Origin of the sequence: Streptomyces sp. NPDC050439 (genome assembly GCF_040655335.1) — a bacterium.
Taxonomy (GTDB): Bacteria; Actinomycetota; Actinomycetes; order Streptomycetales; family Streptomycetaceae; genus Streptomyces.
The window spans coordinates 212,517-230,310 of sequence record NZ_JBFAJT010000005.1 but is presented as its reverse complement, the minus strand read 5'-3'; the positions used below and the strand labels follow the sequence as shown (position 1 = coordinate 230,310).

General features: G+C 71.1%; 19 protein-coding genes. 12 read left to right on the top strand and 7 right to left on the bottom strand.

The features are described 5' to 3' along the window. The first annotated feature begins 129 nt into the window (after window positions 1–129). Together AB0I66_RS22180 and AB0I66_RS22175 are read left to right on the top strand one after the other, a co-directional pair. Window positions 130–1,524, top strand: coding sequence for a histidine kinase (locus tag AB0I66_RS22180; RefSeq protein WP_363209634.1), 1,395 nt, complete (start codon window positions 130–132; stop codon window positions 1,522–1,524). An 8-nt stretch (window positions 1,525–1,532) separates the two neighbouring features. After that, a complete protein-coding gene (locus tag AB0I66_RS22175) occupies window positions 1,533–2,174 on the top strand; it encodes a response regulator transcription factor (RefSeq protein ID WP_363210043.1) in 642 nt (213 codons plus the stop codon). Between the two features lie 165 nt (window positions 2,175–2,339). Here the strand turns inward: AB0I66_RS22175 and AB0I66_RS22170 are convergent, their stop codons facing one another. Together AB0I66_RS22170 and AB0I66_RS22165 are read right to left on the bottom strand one after the other, a co-directional pair. After that, on the bottom strand, window positions 2,340–3,620 hold the full coding sequence (locus tag AB0I66_RS22170; protein WP_363209633.1) for a low temperature requirement protein A: 1,281 nt from the start codon (window positions 3,618–3,620) through the stop codon (window positions 2,340–2,342). Window positions 3,621–3,690: 70 nt separating this feature from the next. Then, window positions 3,691–4,506: an IclR family transcriptional regulator gene (locus AB0I66_RS22165; RefSeq protein WP_363209632.1), complete on the bottom strand. Its 816-nt coding sequence runs from the start codon at window positions 4,504–4,506 to the stop codon at window positions 3,691–3,693. Window positions 4,507–4,881: 375 nt separating this feature from the next. On the opposite strand from AB0I66_RS22165, the gene allB reads away from it, so the two are divergent. After that, entirely contained in the window at window positions 4,882–6,216 is a 1,335-nt protein-coding gene (gene allB / locus AB0I66_RS22160) for an allantoinase AllB (protein WP_363209631.1), read from the top strand. Window positions 6,217–6,235: 19 nt separating this feature from the next. Next, the gene (alc, locus tag AB0I66_RS22155) at window positions 6,236–7,351 is read left to right on the top strand and encodes an allantoicase (RefSeq protein ID WP_363210042.1); all 1,116 of its coding nucleotides are present in this window, start codon (window positions 6,236–6,238) and stop codon (window positions 7,349–7,351) included. Between the two features lie 85 nt (window positions 7,352–7,436). Here alc and AB0I66_RS22150 read toward each other — a convergent pair whose 3' ends face one another. After that, a complete protein-coding gene (locus AB0I66_RS22150; RefSeq protein ID WP_363209630.1) occupies window positions 7,437–8,177 on the bottom strand; it encodes an SDR family oxidoreductase in 741 nt (246 codons plus the stop codon). Window positions 8,178–8,369: 192 nt separating this feature from the next. Here AB0I66_RS22150 and AB0I66_RS22145 point away from each other — a divergent pair, with 192 nt between their 5' ends. From AB0I66_RS22145 to AB0I66_RS22135, 3 genes are all read left to right on the top strand, one after another. After that, window positions 8,370–9,287, top strand: a complete 918-nt coding sequence (locus tag AB0I66_RS22145; RefSeq protein WP_363210041.1) for a DMT family transporter — start codon at window positions 8,370–8,372, stop codon at window positions 9,285–9,287. A gap of 33 nt (window positions 9,288–9,320) precedes the next feature. After that, entirely contained in the window at window positions 9,321–9,725 is a 405-nt protein-coding gene (locus AB0I66_RS22140) for a hypothetical protein (protein ID WP_363209629.1), read from the top strand. Window positions 9,726–9,814: 89 nt separating this feature from the next. Further along, the gene (locus AB0I66_RS22135) at window positions 9,815–10,234 is read left to right on the top strand and encodes a ribonuclease (RefSeq protein WP_363209628.1); all 420 of its coding nucleotides are present in this window, start codon (window positions 9,815–9,817) and stop codon (window positions 10,232–10,234) included. A 22-nt stretch (window positions 10,235–10,256) separates the two neighbouring features. Here AB0I66_RS22135 and AB0I66_RS22130 read toward each other — a convergent pair whose 3' ends face one another. After that, on the bottom strand, window positions 10,257–10,469 hold the full coding sequence (locus AB0I66_RS22130; protein ID WP_363209627.1) for a hypothetical protein: 213 nt from the start codon (window positions 10,467–10,469) through the stop codon (window positions 10,257–10,259). Window positions 10,470–10,627: 158 nt separating this feature from the next. Between AB0I66_RS22130 and AB0I66_RS22125 the strand changes: the two genes are divergently transcribed. Then, complete coding sequence (locus tag AB0I66_RS22125) at window positions 10,628–11,920, top strand: histidine kinase (protein WP_363209626.1); 1,293 nt, start codon at window positions 10,628–10,630, stop codon at window positions 11,918–11,920. Between the two features lie 67 nt (window positions 11,921–11,987). Continuing rightward, window positions 11,988–12,659 carry a response regulator transcription factor gene (locus tag AB0I66_RS22120; protein WP_363209625.1) on the top strand — a complete coding sequence of 224 codons (672 nt, stop codon included), beginning with the start codon at window positions 11,988–11,990 and terminating at the stop codon, window positions 12,657–12,659. 42 nt (window positions 12,660–12,701) lie between these two features. Here the strand turns inward: AB0I66_RS22120 and AB0I66_RS22115 are convergent, their stop codons facing one another. Beyond that, on the bottom strand, window positions 12,702–13,721 hold the full coding sequence (locus AB0I66_RS22115) for a Gfo/Idh/MocA family oxidoreductase (RefSeq protein WP_363209624.1): 1,020 nt from the start codon (window positions 13,719–13,721) through the stop codon (window positions 12,702–12,704). A 127-nt stretch (window positions 13,722–13,848) separates the two neighbouring features. Between AB0I66_RS22115 and AB0I66_RS22110 the strand changes: the two genes are divergently transcribed. Beyond that, window positions 13,849–14,598, top strand: a complete 750-nt coding sequence (locus tag AB0I66_RS22110; protein WP_363210040.1) for a GntR family transcriptional regulator — start codon at window positions 13,849–13,851, stop codon at window positions 14,596–14,598. A 70-nt stretch (window positions 14,599–14,668) separates the two neighbouring features. On the opposite strand, the gene dps is transcribed toward AB0I66_RS22110, so the two are convergent. Together dps and AB0I66_RS22100 are read right to left on the bottom strand one after the other, a co-directional pair. After that, window positions 14,669–15,229, bottom strand: coding sequence for a DNA starvation/stationary phase protection protein Dps (gene dps / locus AB0I66_RS22105; RefSeq protein WP_363209623.1), 561 nt, complete (start codon window positions 15,227–15,229; stop codon window positions 14,669–14,671). A gap of 103 nt (window positions 15,230–15,332) precedes the next feature. After that, window positions 15,333–16,199, bottom strand: coding sequence for a SigB/SigF/SigG family RNA polymerase sigma factor (locus AB0I66_RS22100; protein ID WP_363209622.1), 867 nt, complete (start codon window positions 16,197–16,199; stop codon window positions 15,333–15,335). A 194-nt stretch (window positions 16,200–16,393) separates the two neighbouring features. Here AB0I66_RS22100 and AB0I66_RS22095 point away from each other — a divergent pair, with 194 nt between their 5' ends. Both AB0I66_RS22095 and AB0I66_RS22090 read left to right on the top strand, forming a co-directional pair. Beyond that, a complete protein-coding gene (locus AB0I66_RS22095; protein WP_363209621.1) occupies window positions 16,394–16,567 on the top strand; it encodes a CsbD family protein in 174 nt (57 codons plus the stop codon). A gap of 196 nt (window positions 16,568–16,763) precedes the next feature. Next, window positions 16,764–17,780, top strand: coding sequence for a sugar ABC transporter substrate-binding protein (locus AB0I66_RS22090; protein ID WP_363209620.1), 1,017 nt, complete (start codon window positions 16,764–16,766; stop codon window positions 17,778–17,780). Window positions 17,781–17,794 lie beyond the last annotated feature (14 nt).

Sequence of the window (17,794 nt, the reverse complement as noted above, 5' to 3'; positions counted from 1 at the left end):
GGGCATCGCGCCACAGCACGCTTCACCCGAATCGAAGGGGGGAGCCCACGATCAACCTTTTGGTTGAGGGGCCTCGGGGCAGCTCCGCATACGCTGGAAGGTCCGATGAAAGGCCCGATGAAAAGCTCGATGAACACCTCCGAAGCTGCCGAGCCCCTGGCGGGCCCGCGCCGGCCCACCCCCGTCACCCTCGTCCTGCGGCTCTGCCTGCACGCCCTGCTCGCGGGGCTGCTCGCGCTCGCCGCCGTGCGGGCCCTGGCCGACGGAGCACCGCGGGCCGGGGCTGTCGTGGCGGCCGTGCTCGTCGTGGGCGGCGTCTACGTGGCGGGCACGCTCAGCCCGGCCGTGGCGCGGTCGCAGCGGGCGGCAGCGGTGTGGCTCGGCGTGCTCGGCCTGAGCTGGGCGGCGCTGCTCGTCCTGTCGCCGGACGGGCTGTGGACGGCCTTCCCCCTGTACTTCCTGCAGCTGCACCTGCTGCCCGTGCGCTGGGCCCTGCCCGCCGTCGCACTGACCGCCGCTGCCGCCATCGCCAGTTTCGTGGCGCACGGCTCGCCCCTGTCGCCCGGCAGCTTCATCGGGCCGCTGCTCGGCGCGGCCATGGCGGTCGCCACCGTCCTCGGGTACGAGGCGCTGTACCGGGAGAGCGAACGGCGCCGCCACCTGATCGACGAGCTCATGGCCACGCGGGCAGAGCTCGCCGCCGCCGAGCGCACCGCGGGCACCCTCGCCGAGCGCGAGCGCCTCGCCCGCGAGATCCACGACACGCTCGCGCAGGGCCTCTCCTCCATCCAGCTCCTGCTGCGCGCCGCCCAACGCGCGCTGCCCGCGGGGTCGCCCGCCGCGCCGCACATCGAGCAGGCCCGCGCCGCCGCGCAGGACAACCTCGCGGAGGCCCGGCGCTTCGTGCGCGCCCTCAGCCCGCCCGACCTGGAGCACGGCTCCCTGGCGGGAGCCCTTGAGCGGCTCTCCGCGTCCGCGTCGCCCGGCTCCGCCCTGCACGTCCAGTTCACGGTGAGCGGCACACCCACCGAGCTGCCCACCCCGTACGAAGTGGCCCTGCTCCGCACCGCCCAGTCCGCCCTGGCCAACACTGTCCGGCACGCCGCCGCGGGGCGTGCCGAGATCACCCTGAGCTTCATGGACACGTCGGTGTCCCTGGACGTCGTGGACGACGGCCGCGGCTTCGACCCGGCGTCGGCGCCCCGCGGGGACGGCGGCTTCGGGCTGCCCGCGATGCGGGCGCGCGCCCGGTCCCTCGGCGGGACGCTGAGCGTGGAGTCGGCGCCGGGCCAGGGGACGGCCGTCGCGGTCACCCTGCCGCTTCCGACGGGGGCCGTCCTGACGGGAGCCGGTCCCACGAGGGCCGACCCTGCGGATGTCGGTCCGTCGGGGGCCGTTCCGGCGGGGGAATTTCCTACGGAGGCCGGTCCGCCGAGCGGCGCCCCGGCGAAGGCCAGACCGACCGGGGTGGGCTCGACGGCCTCCGCTCCGACCGCCTCTGCCCCGACGGAGGACGGGCTGTGAGCGCCGGGATTCCGGAGCCCATCCGGCTGCTCCTCGCGGACGATCACCCCGTCGTCCGCGCCGGACTGCGTGCGGTGCTCGACACCGAGCCCGACTTCACCGTCGCGGGGGAGACGGCGACGGCCGAAGCAGCGGTGACGCTCGCCGCGACCGGCGGGTTCGACGTCGTCCTGATGGACCTTCAGTTCGGGGCGGGCATGCACGGGGCGCAGGCCACGGCCGCGATCGCCGCCGAGCCGGGCGCGCCCCGGGTGCTCATCCTGACGACGTACGACACGGACGCCGACATCCTCGCCGCGGTCGAGGCGGGGGCCGCCGGATACCTCCTGAAGGACGCGCCGCCCGAGGAACTCGCCGCGGCGGTGCGGACCGCGGCCGCGGGGCAGTCCGCGCTCGCTCCCGCCATCGCCCACCGCCTCATGGACCGGATGCGGGCGCCCGGGGAGGCCCTGACCGGGCGCGAGCTGGAGGTGCTCAGGCTGGTGCGGGAGGGGTTGTCCAACCTGCAGATCAGCAAGCGCCTCTTCCTGAGCCAGGCCACTGTGAAGTCCCATTTGGTGCACATCTACGCCAAGTTGGGCGTCGACTCGCGCACGGCGGCGGTAGCCGTGGCGACGGGGCGCGGGCTGATCCGGGGCGGCGCGGGCTAGGGCCCTTCTGACGGATCTCTGTGGCGTCGCGACGCCCGGCACGCACTCTCGCCGCACGGCGCAAAGGGACAGGTGGCTCCGCCACATGACCCTTCACACCGCGCGCCGAGCGCACGCACCGAACGCCGCTCCTTCTCCCACGGAGATCCGTCAGAAGGACCCTAGTCAGGATCCCGCGATGCTTTCCAGCATGCGCTGCTGGTGCCGGTGGCCGATCGTCTCGTAGCCGATCACCGTGACGAACGGGGCGAGCATGACGACGAGCAGGCACACCGCGATCGCGACACCGGCCGCCGAGAGCAGCACCGCCACGGCGAGCACGGCGAGCGTGAGGCCGATGAGCAGCAGGTGGAAGCGGTCCGTGGCGGAGAGCAGCAGGGTGTGCAGGAGATAGACCATCAGCAGGTAGAGACCGACGGGGAGGGCCAGGGACAGGACGACGGCGACCTCGCCGATCTTCGCGTGGTGTTCCAGGTACAGCCCTGCCACGTGCAGCCCCGCGCCTGCTCCGGCGATGCCGACGTAGAGGGGGATGTGTCCGTAGCCGAAGAGATATCCGCGGTTGCGGCGGTGGGTGAGGATGTCTCCGAAGGGGGTGGCGAAGTACACCCACCACATGCCGAAGGTCAGACCGACTCCGGCGACGACGACGGCTACGGCGTTCACGCCCCACTGCGTGCCGTCCGCGCCGCCCAGGAGTTCGCCCGACGAGGCGATGGTGCCGACGACGCCTTCGCCGAGGGTGATGATGGCGAACAGGCCGTAGCGTTCGGCGACATGGTGGGGGTGCCAGGGGGTGCCTCCCGCGCGGCCCTGGGTGAGGAGCGGCAGCGCGAGCTCCAGCACCCCCAGCACGACGAAGGCGGCCAGTACGGCGGCGAGCGGCAGCTCGGTGAAGCCGACGACGATCCACCCGGCCTGGGCGATCACGGTCCAGCGGATGTTGGCTGTCCCGACCTTGTGGAAGGAGGGAGAGTCCCGGCTCGCCCGCCACCACTGCGCCACCATCGCGATCCGCATCACGACGTAGCCGATCACCATGGCCCGCAGTTCGAGGTGGTCGCCCGCGTCGAGGGAGTGGAACATCGCCGGCAGGCCGAGCGAGAACACGACGACGCCGATCATCTGGAGCATCGTCAGGGCGCGGTAGAGCCAGTCGTCGGTGGCGAAGGCGGAGGCGAACCAGCTGAAGCTGATCCAGGCGACGCTGATGGCGAACATGGCGAGCAGGAACGCGAGGGTCGCCTGGCCGGCGTGGCCCTCGGCGAGCATCTCGGCGAACTGGGACGCGGCGGTGCCGACGGCGACCACGAAGGTCAGGTCGAACAGCAGCTCGAGCGGTGAGGAGGCCCGGCCGTGTTCCTCCGGGTCACGGCCGGTCATCGGTACCAGGCGGTGCGCGAGACCGCTCCGGCCGGCGGCGCTGGTTGCTTCGGAGTCACTCATGCGCCGCATGATGCCTGACTTGGCGTCACCGGCCGGGGGGCGCCGCGCGGCGCCGAAGCATTCGGTGGGACTACGCGGCAGGACCCGAGCTGGCCAGCGCGGCGGACAGTTCCACCGCCACCTCCTGAAGGACCGGGACGATCTTCTCCACCGCGGCCTCGGTCACGCGGCCCGCCGGGCCGGAGATCGAGATGGCGGCCGCCGTGGGGGAGTTGGGGACCGACACCGCCAGGCAGCGGACCCCGATCTCCTGTTCGTTGTCGTCGACCGCGTAGCCCGCGCCGCGGACCACCTCGAGCGCGTCGAGGAAGCCCTCCGGGGTGGTGATCGTCTTCTCCGTGGCGGCGGGCATCCCGGTGCGGGCCAGGAGCGCGCGCACCTCGTCCGGCGGGGTGTGGGCGAGCAGGGCCTTGCCGACGCCCGTGGAGTGGGGGAGGACCCGGCGGCCCACCTCGGTGAACATCCGCATGGAGTGCTTGGACGGCACCTGTGCGACGTACACGATCTCGTCGCCGTCGAGCAGCGCCATGTTCGCGGTCTCGCCGGTCTCCTCGACCAGGCGCGCGAGGTAGGGGCGCGCCCAGGTGCCGAGGAGGCGCGATGCCGATTCGCCGAGGCGGATCAGGCGCGGGCCGAGGGAGTAGCGGCGGTTGGGCTGCTGGCGTACGTAGCCGCAGGCGACCAGGGTGCGCATCAGGCGGTGGATCGTGGGCAGCGGGAGGCCGCTGCTCGCGGAGAGCTCGCTCAGACCGACCTCGCCGCCTGCGTCCGCCATCCGTTCGAGGAGGTCGAAGGCGCGCTCGAGGGACTGGACACCACCGCTGGCAGCGGGCGGCTTGGAGGCGGCGACTTCGGTGGAGGCGTCGCTGGCGCTTGACGTCGGCACGGCGCAGTCCTTTCGGGGCTGACGGGCAAGGCAGCAGCCTACCGGGCGGTTCTTCGCGAGGTCCCTCTGCGGCCCTTGCGTCATCGCCGGTCAGGGCCGTCCAGGGACCGGTCGGGGAGCCTTTGTCCGCTTCTCCGCCGTCACGCCCGGTGATCGTTGGACGGCCCGGTTGTGCGTAGCTACGTTCTGGCCTGTGGAATTCTAATTCCACTTTGTGGAAACGTCCAGTGTGCTCGGGATGGCCTCTTGACGGTTCGGGGTCGGCCGTGAAGACTCGTTCAACAGAACGTTGAATTCCGTTTAGCGGAAACGAATGGTCTGTGTAGCGGAAAAGAACGAACACACAAGCAACAGCGAAGAGAGGGCGTTGAGGACGTGGACGTAGAACTGGTGCTGCGCTCGACCCGCGTGATCACCCCGCAGGGAACCCGCGCCGCGTCGGTCACGGTCTCCGGGGGGAAGATCGCGGCCGTACTCGCACACGACGCCGACGTACCGGCGGGGGCCAGGGTCGAGGACTTCGGGGACGACGTCCTGCTGCCCGGCCTCGTCGACACGCACGTCCATGTGAACGACCCGGGCCGCACGGAGTGGGAGGGCTTCTGGACCGCCACCCGAGCCGCGGCCGCCGGCGGCATCACCACCCTCGTCGACATGCCGCTCAACTCCCTGCCGCCGACCACGACGGTCGACAATCTGCGCACGAAGCAGGACGTGGCCCGCACCAAGGCGCACATCGACGTCGGCTTCTGGGGCGGCGCCCTGCCGGACAACGTCGGCGACCTCAAGCCCCTGCACGACGCCGGTGTCTACGGCTTCAAGTGCTTCCTCTCGCCGTCCGGCGTGGACGAGTTCCCGCACCTGGACCAGGACCGCCTCGCCACCTCCATGGCGGAGATCGCGGGCTTCGGCGGGCTGCTCATCGTGCACGCCGAGGACCCGCACGAGCTGGACGCGGCCCCGCACAAGAGCGGCCCCAAGTACACGGATTACCTGGAGACCCGTCCGCGCGTCTCCGAGGACGTCGCCATCGAGGGCCTCATCGGGCTCGCCAAGCGGCTCGGCGCCCGCGTCCACGTACTGCACCTGTCGTCCTCCGACGCGCTGCCCCTGATCGCCGCCGCCAGGCGCGAGGGCGTCAAGATCACCGTCGAGACCTGCCCGCACTACCTCACGCTCACCGCGGAGGAAGTCCCGGACGGCGCCAGCGAGTTCAAGTGCTGCCCGCCCATCCGCGAGGCCGCCAACCAGGACCTGCTCTGGGACGCGCTCGCCGACGGCACCATCGACTGCATCGTGACGGACCACTCGCCGTCCACCGCCGACCTCAAGACCGACGACTTCGCGACCGCGTGGGGCGGCATCTCCGGCCTCCAGCTGAGCCTCCCCGCGATCTGGACCGAGGCCCGCAAGCGCGGCCACAGCCTTGAGGACGTGGTGCGCTGGATGTCGACGCGCACCTCCGAACTGGTCGGACTCGACCAGAAGGGCGCCATCGAGGCCGGCCGCGACGCCGACTTCGCGGTCCTCGCGCCCGACGAGACCTTCACCGTGGACCCCGCGGCGCTGCAGCACCGGAACCGAGTCACGGCGTATGCGGGCAAGACCCTCAACGGCGTCGTGAAGTCCACCTGGCTGCGCGGCGAACGCATTCTGCACGGCGGCGAGTTCAGCGAACCCGCAGGCCGACTTCTGGAAAGGAACAACTGACACCGTGACGGCGCAGAACATATCCTCTTTGGCTTCCTTCACCGGCGACGCGAGCCCCTACGGCGGCGGCGACCCCTACGCGGACTACCGCACCGCGGACTTCCCCTTCACCCAGTACGCCAACCTCGCCGACCGGCAGCTCGGCGCCGGTGTGATCGCCGCCAACGACGAGTTCTTCGCGATGCGCGAGAACCTCCTCCTCGCGCACCCCGCCGTGTTCGACCCCGAGCACTTCGGTCACAAGGGCAAGGTCATGGACGGCTGGGAGACCCGCCGCCGCCGTGGTGTCTCCGGCGAGCACCCGTGGCCCACCGCCGACGACCACGACTGGGCGCTCGTACGCCTCGGCGCCCCCGGCGTCGTGCGCGGCATCGTCATCGACACCGCCCACTTCCGCGGCAACTACCCGCAGGCCGTGTCCGTCGAGGGCACGAGCGTGGACGGTTCGCCGACCCCCGAGGAACTCCTCTCGGACGACGTGAAGTGGACGACCCTCGTGCCCCGCACGGCAGTCGGCGGCCACGCGGCCAACGGCTTCGCCGTCGACCTGGAGCAGCGCTTCACGCACCTGCGGGTCAACCAGCACCCGGACGGCGGCGTCGCCCGCCTGCGCGTCTACGGCGAGGTCGTCGCCGACCCCAAGTGGCTCGCCGCGCTCGGCACGTTCGACGTCGTGGCCCTGGAGAACGGCGGCCAGGTCGAGGACGCGTCCGACCGCTTCTACTCCCCGGCCACCAACACCATCCAGCCGGGCCGCTCCCGCAAGATGGACGACGGCTGGGAGACCCGCCGCCGCCGCGACAACGGCAACGACTGGATCCGCTACCAGCTGGTGGGCCAGTCCGAGATCCGTTCGATCGAGATCGACACGGCCTACCTCAAGGGCAACTCGGCCGGCTGGGCCGCTCTTTCGGTCCGTGACGGCGAGGACGGCGAGTGGGTCGAGGCGCTGCCCCGCACCCGCCTGCAGCCCGACACCAACCACCGTTTCGTCCTGGACGCCCCGGTCGTCGGCACGCACGTGCGCATCGACATCTTCCCGGACGGCGGCATCTCGCGCCTGCACCTCTTCGGTTCGCTGACCGAGGCGGGACAGAACCGCCTGACGGCACGTCACCAGGAGCTGGGCGGCTGAACCGGAGCCGCTGAGGCCCGCTGAAGAACGTGGGGCGCACCGGGTGGCAAGCCCCGGTGCGCCCCATCACCATGCCCGCGCGCCGTTACGCGGAGTGCCCGCCGTCGACCACGAGCTCCGCGCCCGTGATGAACGAGGCGTCCTCACCGGCGAGATAGGCCACGAGCGAGGCCACCTCATCGGCTGAGCCGAACCGGCCGAGCGCGGCCGCCGCCTTCTGGGGCTCGGCGAACGGCCCGTCCACCGGGTTCATGTCCGTGTCGATCGCGCCCGGGTGGATCACGTTCACAGTGATCCCGCGCCCGGCGAGCTCCCGCGCCAGGGGCTTGGTCATGCCGGAGAGCGCCGCCTTGCTCATCGCGTACAGCGTGCTGCCGCCCCCGCCCACGTACCGGACGAGCGCCGATCCGGTGGAGATGATCCGGCCGCCGTCGGCCAGCCTGCCGGCCGCCGCCTGCGAGGCCAGGAAAACCGCGCGTACGTTGATGTCGAGCACCCGGTCGACGTCGGCGAGCGCCAGGTCCTCGATGGGGCCGAGCACCCCGATGCCCGCGTTGTTCACCAGGATGTCCAGGCGGCCCAGGTCGTCGGCCGCGCGCTCCACGGCTCCCGCGGCGTCCCCGGGGTCCGCCGCGTCGGCCTTGACGGCGAACCCGCGCCGTCCCGTCGACTCGATCTTGGCGACGACATCGAGAGCGGCGGCCTCTTCCTTGACGTACGTGATCGCGACGTCGGCGCCCTCCTGGGCGAGCCGCAGCGCGATCGCCGCGCCCATGCCGCGGCTGCCGCCGGTGACGAGAGCGGTCTTGCCGGTCAGAGAAGACATGTCCTTCAACCTCATTCGCGTGGTTATGGTGCGTGATGCCTGAGAAGTGCTTGTGGGTTCAATGAAAGCGGGCGGCGTGCTCCGTCGCTGGCGGGAAATGGACACCGCTTTTCCGGCGGGGGGGATACGGTGATCGACCGCGTGAGAGCCGCCGAAGTCTCCACATCGCCGCATCCGTTGGAGACCGTGCCCGTGTCGACGCTCACCGTTCCCGCCGCGCCGCCCGCGGCGCGCCGCGCCTGGCTCACCGACCTGCCCGTCCTGCTCGTGGCCGTCGTCTGGGGCGCCAGCTATCTCGCCGCCAAGGGCATCACGACGACGCACACGGTCGTCGCCGTCCTGGTGCTGCGGTTCGCCGTCGTGTTGCCCGCGCTCGTGGTCGCCGGATGGCGCGGCCTGCGCGCCCTGACGGCGCCGCAGTGGCGCGGGGCGGGAGCGCTCGGCCTGGTCCTGAGCGGGATCTTCCTCCTGGAGACGTACGGCGTCGTCCACACCTCGGCGACCAACGCGGGCCTCATCATCAGCCTCACCATGATCTTCACCCCGCTCGCCGAGGCCGCGGTGACGCGGAAGAGGCCGCCGCGCGCCTTCCTCGCCGCGGCCGGGCTCTCCGTGCTCGGAGTGGTCCTGCTGACCCAGGGCGGCGGCTTCACACGGCCCTCGGTGGGCGACGGCCTGATCTTCCTCGCGGCCCTCGCGCGCACGGTGCACGTCCTTGCGATGTCCCGGATCAAGGCGCTCCGGGATGCCGGAGACTCGGCGTCGCTCTCGCTCACCACCGTCCAACTGGGCACCGCTGTGGGCGTGTTCGCGGTCCTCGCCGCCGCGGGCACCGGCGCGACGCCCTGGAACGTGGCCGCGGACTTCGGCGCGCGCGAGTGGGCCGGACTGCTCTTCCTCTCCGTGTTCTGCACGCTCTTCGCCTTCTTCGTGCAGATGTGGGCGGTGCGCAGGACGTCCCCCTCGCGCGTGAGCCTGCTGCTCGGCACGGAACCGTTGTGGGCGGCCGCGGTGGGGATCGCGCTGGGCGGGGAGCGGCTGGGCGTGGTGGGTCTGGTGGGGGGTGTGCTGGTTCTGGTGGGGACCAGCTGGGGCCGCGGGGTGCGGTGATACCTTCCGGGGTCGATCACACAGGGGGAGCCCATGAACGAGTACTTCGAGCAGGATTTCGCCGCGGCCGCGGAGAAGCGCCGTATCTGGGGCGCGGCGCTGTTCCTCGCCGCGGGCATCATCTGGGCCGTGCTCGCCTGGCAGTTGATGGTGCCGTTCAGCGACGGGGACGACGACTCGTCGAGCAGCCGCAAGTGCCAGTCGGTGCTCTTCTACGAGGGCGACGCCCCGACATGGCACGACTCCACGTGGGAGGACTGCCGCGCGCAGCGCCGGTGGCCCGAGATGCTGGGCTGGCTGGGGCTCTCGGTGCCGCTGTCGGTGGCAGGCGCGGTGCTCTGGACCGGCGGGACCACCAGTCTGCGGATGCGGGAGTACATGGCGCAGCACCGCATCGCCGCCGCGAAGAGCGCGGCCGCCGACGCGAAGAAGGACTGACGAAGAACCGGCGGCGCTCGGTTAACTCCCGGAAAATTCACCGCACTTGGCGTTGACACCACGACCTCTACGCGCGTCACACTGGTCGCATGCGAATCCCCCCACGAATCGTGAGCATCACCGCCCTTGCCGCCGCCCTGCTCGTCGGCGGCCCCGTCGCCGCCTCCGCGAGCGCGGTCCCGGACCACCACGCCCCCGTCTCGACGGCGTACTCCATCACCGCCGTCGGCGACATCTGCTACTCCGCGCTGCCCGCCCAGGCGCACGACACCCTGGACCTGATCGAGGCGGGCGGCCCCTACCCGTATCCGCAGGACGGCACCGTCTTCCAGAACAGGGAAGGCATCCTGCCCTCCCAGGGCTCCGGCTACTACCACGAGTACACCGTGAAGACACCGGGCTCACCGGACCGCGGCGCCCGCCGCATCGTGACCGGTGAGAAGAACCAGGAGGACTACTACACCGCCGACCACTACGAGTCCTTCGACCTGGTCGACCACTCCTGCTGAGCCCACCCGGTCGGCACGGTGCTCACCGGCCGGTCTTCTTCCGGCTCTCCGCGACCGCGAACAGCGCGAGCGCCAGCACGATCAGCGTGACGCCCGCGTAGATCTCGTGTCCGTCGAGGAACCCGATCCGCCGCACGATGCCCCAGCCGCGCAGCCGGCCGGTCAGCTCGTGCACCAGGGTGACCACGCCCTGGATCAGGAGAAGGACGGCGAAGACCGCAAGTACCTGCTTCATGCCGAAGAGCCTCGCCCCCTGGGCCCCCCACGCACATCGGCCACGGGGCGAGGACTCTTCCCCCGGCACCCTCCCAAAGTCTCCGTGTGCGCGACTTTGGTAGTCGATCGCACCCGGAGGGCACCCGGCACCCCCGGCAGTGCGTAGATTTGTCGACCATGAGCGGCAATCAGCCCCCGTCGGACCCCTCGGCCTCCCTGTCGAGGCGTCCCTGGGCGCTGCCCTCGGCCGTGGCCGCCGAGTTCGACCCGGACCACACGGCACGCGAGGGCAAGCGCGGGCCCCGGCGGACCGCGCGCGACTGGCTGGTCGACTTCGCCTGCTTCTTCGTGGCCGTCGTCATCGGCATGGTGGGCGCGGACGCGGTCAGCAGCAACCCGAACGTCTCCAGCGGTGCGGCCGACGTCGACCAGCTGATCGGCGCCCTGGCCTGCGCCGCCGTCTGGCTGCGCAGGCGCTGGCCGGTCGGCCTCGCCGCCGGTCTGGTCCTGGTCAGCCTGGTCTCGGACACCTCGGGCGGCGCGGGCGCCGTCGCGCTGTTCAGCCTCGCGGTGCACCGGCCCTTCCGGTACGTCGGCTGGATCGGCGGGGTCTCGATCTGCCTGATGCCGTTCATCTACTGGATGCGGCCCGACGCCGACCTGCCCTGGCTGGTCGCCGTCCTCATCGGCATGCTGATCAACGCCTCCGTCATCGGCTGGGGCATGTTCGTGCGCTCGCGCCGCCAACTCCTGCTGAGCCTGCGCGACCGCGCGATCCGCGCCGAGAACGAGGCGGCGCTCCGCGCCGAACAGGCCCAGCGCCTCGCCCGCGAGTCCATCGCCCGCGAGATGCACGACGTGCTGGCCCACCGGCTCACCCTGCTCAGCGTGCACGCGGGCGCCCTGGAGTTCCGCCCGGACGCGCCACGGGAGGAGATCGTCCGCGCCGCCGGAGTCATCCGGGAGAGCTCGCACGAGGCGCTGCAGGATCTGCGCGAGGTGATCGGCGTCCTGCGCGGCGGCAGCGGCGACGGCGAGGCATCGGGCCGGCCGCAGCCCACCCTCACCGCCCTGGAGACCCTGGTCGCCGAGTCGCGCGACGCGGGCATGAAGGTCGCGTTCGACCACCGCGTCACCGACCCGGCCGCCGTGCCCGCCGCCGTGGGCCGCACCGCCTACCGCATCGCCCAGGAGGGCCTGACCAACGCCCGCAAGCACGCCCCCGGCGCCGAGGTGACCGTCTCGGTGTCCGGCGCCCCCGGCGAAGGCCTCACCCTGTCGGTGTGCAACCCGCCGCCGCCCGGCGACGTGCCGGACGTCCCCGGTTCCGGCCAGGGGCTGATCGGCCTCACCGAACGGGCCACGCTGGCGGGCGGCCGCATCGAGCACGGGCCCGCGCGGGACGGCGGCTTCCGCGTCGACGCCTGGCTGCCGTGGGACGCACCCTCCGCTCGCGCCGACGGGCTGTGAGGGCGGCACCCGCCCGACCCGTCCGGCGGGCGTGATCGAGGTCCTGGGATCTCGTTACTGTGGGCCCATGAACCCGATCCGCGTGCTTCTCGTCGACGACGACCCGCTGGTCCGTGCCGGTCTGTCCTTCATGATGGGCGGCGCGGACGACATCGAGATCGTCGGCGAGGCCGCGGACGGCTCCCAGGTGGCTCCGCTGGTCGGCGAACTCCGCCCCGACGTCGTCCTGATGGACATCCGCATGCCCACGATGGACGGTCTGGCGGCGACAGAGGCCCTGCGCAAGCGCCCCGACGCACCCGAGGTCATCGTCCTCACCACGTTCCACGCCGACGAACAGGTGCTGCGGGCCCTGCGGGCGGGAGCGGCCGGCTTCGTCCTCAAGGACACCCCGCCCGCCGAGATCGTCGCGGCGGTAAGGGCGGTCGCGGCGGGGGAGCCGGTGCTGTCCCCCACGGTGACGCAGCAGCTGATCACCCGGGTGACGGGCGTGGATCCCCAACAGGGCCGCCGTGAGCGGGCGTTGGACCGCCTCGCCCTGCTGGGGGAGCGGGAGAGGGAAGTGGCTGTCGCGGTGGGCCGGGGCGCGTCGAACGCGGACATCGCGGCGGAACTCTTCCTGAGCGTGGCCACGGTCAAGGCCCACGTCTCCCGCGTCCTGACGAAGCTGGACCTCAACAACCGGGTGCAGATCGCGCTGTTGGCGCATGACGCGGGGCTGCTCGACGAGGTCGAGTAGCCCCGTGAGGCGCCGGGATCGGCCGTGATCCGCCGGACGGGATCAGCTCCCGTCGATCTCCGCCATCCGCACCAACCGCCCTTCCCTGCGCGACAGTTCGCACGCCTCGGCCACGCGCAGCGCCTCCAGTGCCTCCCGCCCGTCGCACGGGTTGGTCCGTTCGCCGCGGACCACGTCGACGAACGCCGCGAGCTCCGCCTCGTACGCGGGCGTGAAGCGTTCGAGGAAGCCGGGCCACGGCTTCCCGGGGGGCGGCGGGCCCGAGGGCTCCACGGACGACAGGGGAGTGCGGTCGTCGAAGCCGACCGCGATCTGGTCCTCCTCCCCGGCCAGTTCCATCCGTACGTCATAGCCCGCGCCGTTGCACCGCGTGGCCGTCGCCGTGGCGAGTGTGCCGTCGTCCAGGGTGAGGACAGCCGCCGCCGTGTCGACGTCGCCCGCGTCGCGGAACATGGAGGGACCGGCGTCCGACCCGGTCGCGTACACCTGAGTCACCTCGCGGCCCGTGACCCACCGCAGCATGTCGAAGTCATGGACCAGGCAGTCGCGGTAGAGCCCGCCGGAGAGCGGGAGGTACGCGGCCGGCGGCGGCGCCGGATCGGAGGTCATCGCCCGGACGGTGTGCAGCCGCCCGAGCCGCCCCGACCGCACGGCCTCGCGCGCCGCCGCGTACCCCGCGTCGAACCGGCGCTGGAAGCCCAGTTGCAGCACCGTGCCCGCGGCCTCGACCTCCCGGAGCGCGGCGAGCGTACCGGGCAGGTCGAGAGCGATGGGCTTCTCGCAGAAGACCGGAAGCCCCGCACGCGCCGCCTTGCCGATCAGTTCGGCGTGCGCGGAGGTCGCCGCGGTGATCACCACCGCGTCCACGGCAGCCGTCCGGCCGCTGCCCGTGAAGACGTCGTCCACCGACGGCACGGAGGCCGCGCCGATCCGCGCGGCCAGCCCGGCGGCGCGCCCGGCGTCCGCGTCGGCGACGACCAGTGACTCCACCTCCGGATGCCGCTGCAGAGCCGCTGAGTGAAATGTGCCGATACGGCCCGTTCCGATCAATCCGATGCGCATGGACCAACCCTCGCGACGCCCCGCGATCCTGTCAATCCTTTGTCCGGACAACAGAACTTCAGAACTTCCCGTCATCATTCCCTGCGACTACGCTCGCCACGTGCCCAAATCTGCCGACAAACCAGCCGTGGACCCGACCGTCTCGCTCCAGCTCGGCGTCGACCGCAGCAGCCCGGTCCCGCTGTACTTCCAGCTGTCCCAGCAGCTGGAGGCGGCGATCGAGCGCGGTGCCCTGACCCCGGGCACCCTGCTCGGCAACGAGATAGAGCTGGCCGGACGCCTCGGGCTCTCCCGCCCGACCGTCCGTCAGGCCATCCAGTCCCTCGTCGACAAAGGACTGCTCGTGCGCCGCAGGGGCGTGGGCACCCAGGTGGTGCACAGCCAGGTCAAGCGCCCGCTGGAGCTCAGCAGCCTCTACGACGACCTGGAGGCGGCGGGCCAGCGCCCCGAGACCCGCGTCCTGCGCAACTCCGTCGAGCCCGCGTCCGCCGAGGTCGCGGCCAGCCTCGGCATCGCGGAAGGCGACGACGTCCACCTCGTCGAGCGGCTGCGTCTGGCCCACGGCGAGCCCATGGCGTGCCTGCGCAACCACATCCCGTCCGGGCTGCTCGCCCTGGACACCGCACACCTGGAGGCGACCGGCCTCTACCGCCTGATGCGGGCCGCGGGCATCACCCTGCACAGCGCGCGCCAGTCCGTGGGGGCCCGCGCCGCCACCGCCGGCGAGGGCGAGCAGCTCGGCGAACCCGCGGGAGCCCCGCTGCTCACGATGCAGCGCACGACCTTCGACGACACCGGACGCGCGGTCGAGTTCGGCTCGCACATCTACCGGGCCTCGCGCTACTCCTTCGAGTTCCAGCTCCTCGTACGCCCGTAATTGCAGACCGGCCGGACATACGTCGGCGGGGCCGCGGTGCATGTGCACCGCGGCCCCGCCGCAAGGGAGGTCACGCGCCGGAGGACTTCTCGGCGGCCTCGGTCTCGGTGGAGGCGCCGGCCGTGGTGAGCGTGCCGCCCGCCGTCTCCAGGTGGGCCCGGACGAACCACTGGAACTGTTCGAGGGCCCGCAGCTGCTCGATCAGCAGATCCTCGGTGGCGGGGTCGATCTCGCCGACCTTCTTGATGGCGGCGCGCACGTCCTGGATGACGCCGGTGTAGACGAGGTCCAGGGCGCCGAGGTGGGCTATGGCATCGGCGCGGCCCACGCTGTAGTCCTCCCACGTGCGCTCCTTGACCAGGGCGCCGGGGGTGCCGTACGCGATGCCGCCCAGGGCGGCCAGGCGCTCCGCCGTGTCGTCGGCCAGGTCACGGACCCGGTCGACCTGCGGGTCGAGCATCTGATGCACGGCGATGAAGTGCGGGCCGACCACGTTCCAGTGCACGTGCTTCAACGTGAGGTGGAGATCGTTGAGCGCGTGCAGGCGCTGCTGCAGCAGCTCGATGACCGTGCCGGCCTCCCGCACCGTGATGCCAGGGACGGTGTACTTGGGGGTGGCCTCGGAAGTCAACGGAATGCCTCCTGTCTCGTATGTCCTGTACGGGCTTATGTCCACCTGGTGCCCCGGGTGGACGCCGCTACACCCGCACCTGCCCGGAAGGTCCGAATCGAGGTCAGTCGTCGGTCATCAGCCCGGCGCGGAGCTTGTTCACGACGCGGGTGATCAGCCGGGAGACGTGCATCTGCGAGTAGCCGAGCTCGTCGGCGATCTGCTGCTGGGTCTGCTCCTCGACGAAGCGCAGATGGATGAGCGTGCGGTCCCGCTCGTCGAGCTCCGCGATCAGCGGGGCGAGGGAGTGGAAGTTCTCGACGAGCTCGAAGGACCGCTCGTCGACACCGATGAAGTCGGCGAGCATCGTGTCGGACTCGTCGTCGGCGCCGTTGACCGCGGCGTTCAGGGAGATGGCGTTGTAGCCGTTGGAGGCCTTCTGCGCCTCGGCCACCTCGGAGGGCTTGAGCTGCATCAGTTCCGCCAGCTCGGCCGTCGTGGGCAGGCGGCCCAGGCGGGTGCGCAACTCCTCGGTGGCCTTCGACAGTTCGAGACGGGCCTCCTGAAGGCGGCGCGGCACGTGCACGGCCCAGGAGGTGTCGCGGAAGAACCGCTTGATCTCACCGGTGATGTAGGGGACGGCGAAGGAGGTGAACTCGACTTCGCGGGTCAGCTCGAAGCGGTCGATCGCCTTGATCAGGCCGATGGTCCCGACCTGGATGATGTCTTCCATCTCCTGCTGGCCCCGGTGCTTGAACCGGGAGGCCGCGTAGTGCACGAGGGAGAGGTTCATCTCGATCAGGACGTTGCGCACGTACTGGTACTCGTGCGTGCCCTCCTCGAGCTGCGTGAGGCGGTCGAAGAAACGCTTGCCGACCTCCCGCGCGTCCCTCGGCGCGATGGAGGAGGGGTCCGTGTACGCGCGTTCAACGAGGTCGTCTCCGGCCTTGGCGACCGGCTCCTGCGTCTGCTCCTGCGCCGCGGTGATCATGCGTTCCGCTCCTTGTTAAGTTCGAAACTTCCTTCGGCGTCGGCCCGTGTACCCCACCGATCGACACCCACACACACTCATTTCCGACTCATTTTTTTACCGCATAAGTCCCGTGGTGCGGATGTTTGCCGGGCGGCTCGGCGGTCAACCGGAGTGACAGCACACGTAGTCGATGCCAAGGAGCGTGAGCGGCCATGACCGCCAACGAGAAGGCCAAGGCGAAGACCGAGCAGGTCACCGGTGCCGCGAAGAAGGCCGCCGGACGCGCCGTGGGCAACGAACGGCTCACCGCCGAGGGCCGGGCCGAGCAGAAGAAGGGCGACGCCCGACAGGCCAAGGAGAAGACGAAGGACATCGGCAAGCACTGACCTCACCGGTCACGCAAGCGCCGCAGGGGCGGCCCCGTCTGACGGGGCCGCCCCTGCTGCTGATTCCGGCTCGCCTGATACCAACTGGCCAACGGTCGTAAGAATGTTCTGACAAATCCATTGACGCTGCCGCGCGCCCGCCGCTAGAACTCCCACCAGCCGCACTCGGGCGGCCGGGAGAAGAGGTGGTCCCACCATGCGCAGTCCCACCATGCGTACAGCGCGTACGGCGCGCACGGCAGCAGCTCTCGTGGCGGTGGTCGCGCTCGCGGCCGGGTGCAGCGGCTCCGGCGGCAAGGACGACGAGGACAAGTCGGGTGACGGCGGGGGAGACGGCAAAGGCGTGAACACGCCCCGCCTCAAGATCGCGATGGTCACGCACTCCGGCGAGGGCGACACCTTCTGGGACATCGTGCAGAGCGGCGCCAAGCAGGCGGCCCGCAAGGACAACGTCGAGTTCCTCTACTCCAACGACAAGGAGGCCAAGGGACAGGCCGAGCTCGTCCAGTCGGCGATCGACAAGAAGGTCGACGGCATCGTCGTCACGCTGGCCAAGCCCGAGGCGATGAAAGCGGTCCTCGGCAAGGCCGAGGACGCCGGGATACCGGTCGTCACGATCAACTCCGGCGGCGAGTTCTCCGCCGACTTCGGCGCCCTGAGCCACATCGGCCAGGACGAGTCCGTGGCGGGCGAGGCGGTCGGCGACGAGCTCACCGAACGCGGCAAGAAAAAGGTGCTCTGCGTCATCCACGAACAGGGCAACGTCTCCCTGGAGCAGCGCTGCGCGGGCGTGAAGAAGACCCTCAAGGGGTCGGTCGAGAACCTGAACGTCGAGGGCACCAACGCGCCCAACGCCCAGTCCTCCATCAGTGCGAAACTCCAGGCGACCAAGGGCATCGACGCGGTGGTCACGCTCGGCGCGCCGATCGCCGCCCTCTCGGTGAAGGCCAAGGAGGACTCCGGCAGCAAGGCCGAGGTCGCCACCTTCGACCTGAACGCCGAGGTCGTCAAGCGCCTCAAGGCCAAGGAGGTCGGCTTCGCCGTGGACCAGCAGCCCTACCTCCAGGGCTACCTCGCCATCGACGAGCTGTGGCTCTACAAGACCAACGCGAACGTCCTGGGCGGCGGCAGGCCCGTCCTCACCGGACCCGCGATCGTCACCGAGAAGGACGTACCGAAGCTGGAGAAGTACACCGCCCGCGGCACCCGATGAACACATGCGTGATC

Coding starts and splice junctions, on each gene's coding strand:
- AB0I66_RS22120 (WP_363209625.1), top strand. CDS start 11,988: ATGAACCCGATCCGCGTGCTTCTCGTCGACGACGACCCGCTGGTCCGT.
- AB0I66_RS22100 (WP_363209622.1), bottom strand. CDS start 16,199: ATGATCACCGCGGCGCAGGAGCAGACGCAGGAGCCGGTCGCCAAGGCC.
- AB0I66_RS22115 (WP_363209624.1), bottom strand. CDS start 13,721: ATGCGCATCGGATTGATCGGAACGGGCCGTATCGGCACATTTCACTCA.
- AB0I66_RS22135 (WP_363209628.1), top strand. CDS start 9,815: ATGCGAATCCCCCCACGAATCGTGAGCATCACCGCCCTTGCCGCCGCC.
- AB0I66_RS22140 (WP_363209629.1), top strand. CDS start 9,321: ATGAACGAGTACTTCGAGCAGGATTTCGCCGCGGCCGCGGAGAAGCGC.
- AB0I66_RS22130 (WP_363209627.1), bottom strand. CDS start 10,469: ATGAAGCAGGTACTTGCGGTCTTCGCCGTCCTTCTCCTGATCCAGGGC.
- AB0I66_RS22150 (WP_363209630.1), bottom strand. CDS start 8,177: ATGTCTTCTCTGACCGGCAAGACCGCTCTCGTCACCGGCGGCAGCCGC.
- AB0I66_RS22170 (WP_363209633.1), bottom strand. CDS start 3,620: ATGAGTGACTCCGAAGCAACCAGCGCCGCCGGCCGGAGCGGTCTCGCG.
- AB0I66_RS22125 (WP_363209626.1), top strand. CDS start 10,628: ATGAGCGGCAATCAGCCCCCGTCGGACCCCTCGGCCTCCCTGTCGAGG.
- AB0I66_RS22180 (WP_363209634.1), top strand. CDS start 130: ATGAACACCTCCGAAGCTGCCGAGCCCCTGGCGGGCCCGCGCCGGCCC.
- AB0I66_RS22095 (WP_363209621.1), top strand. CDS start 16,394: ATGACCGCCAACGAGAAGGCCAAGGCGAAGACCGAGCAGGTCACCGGT.
- AB0I66_RS22090 (WP_363209620.1), top strand. CDS start 16,764: ATGCGCAGTCCCACCATGCGTACAGCGCGTACGGCGCGCACGGCAGCA.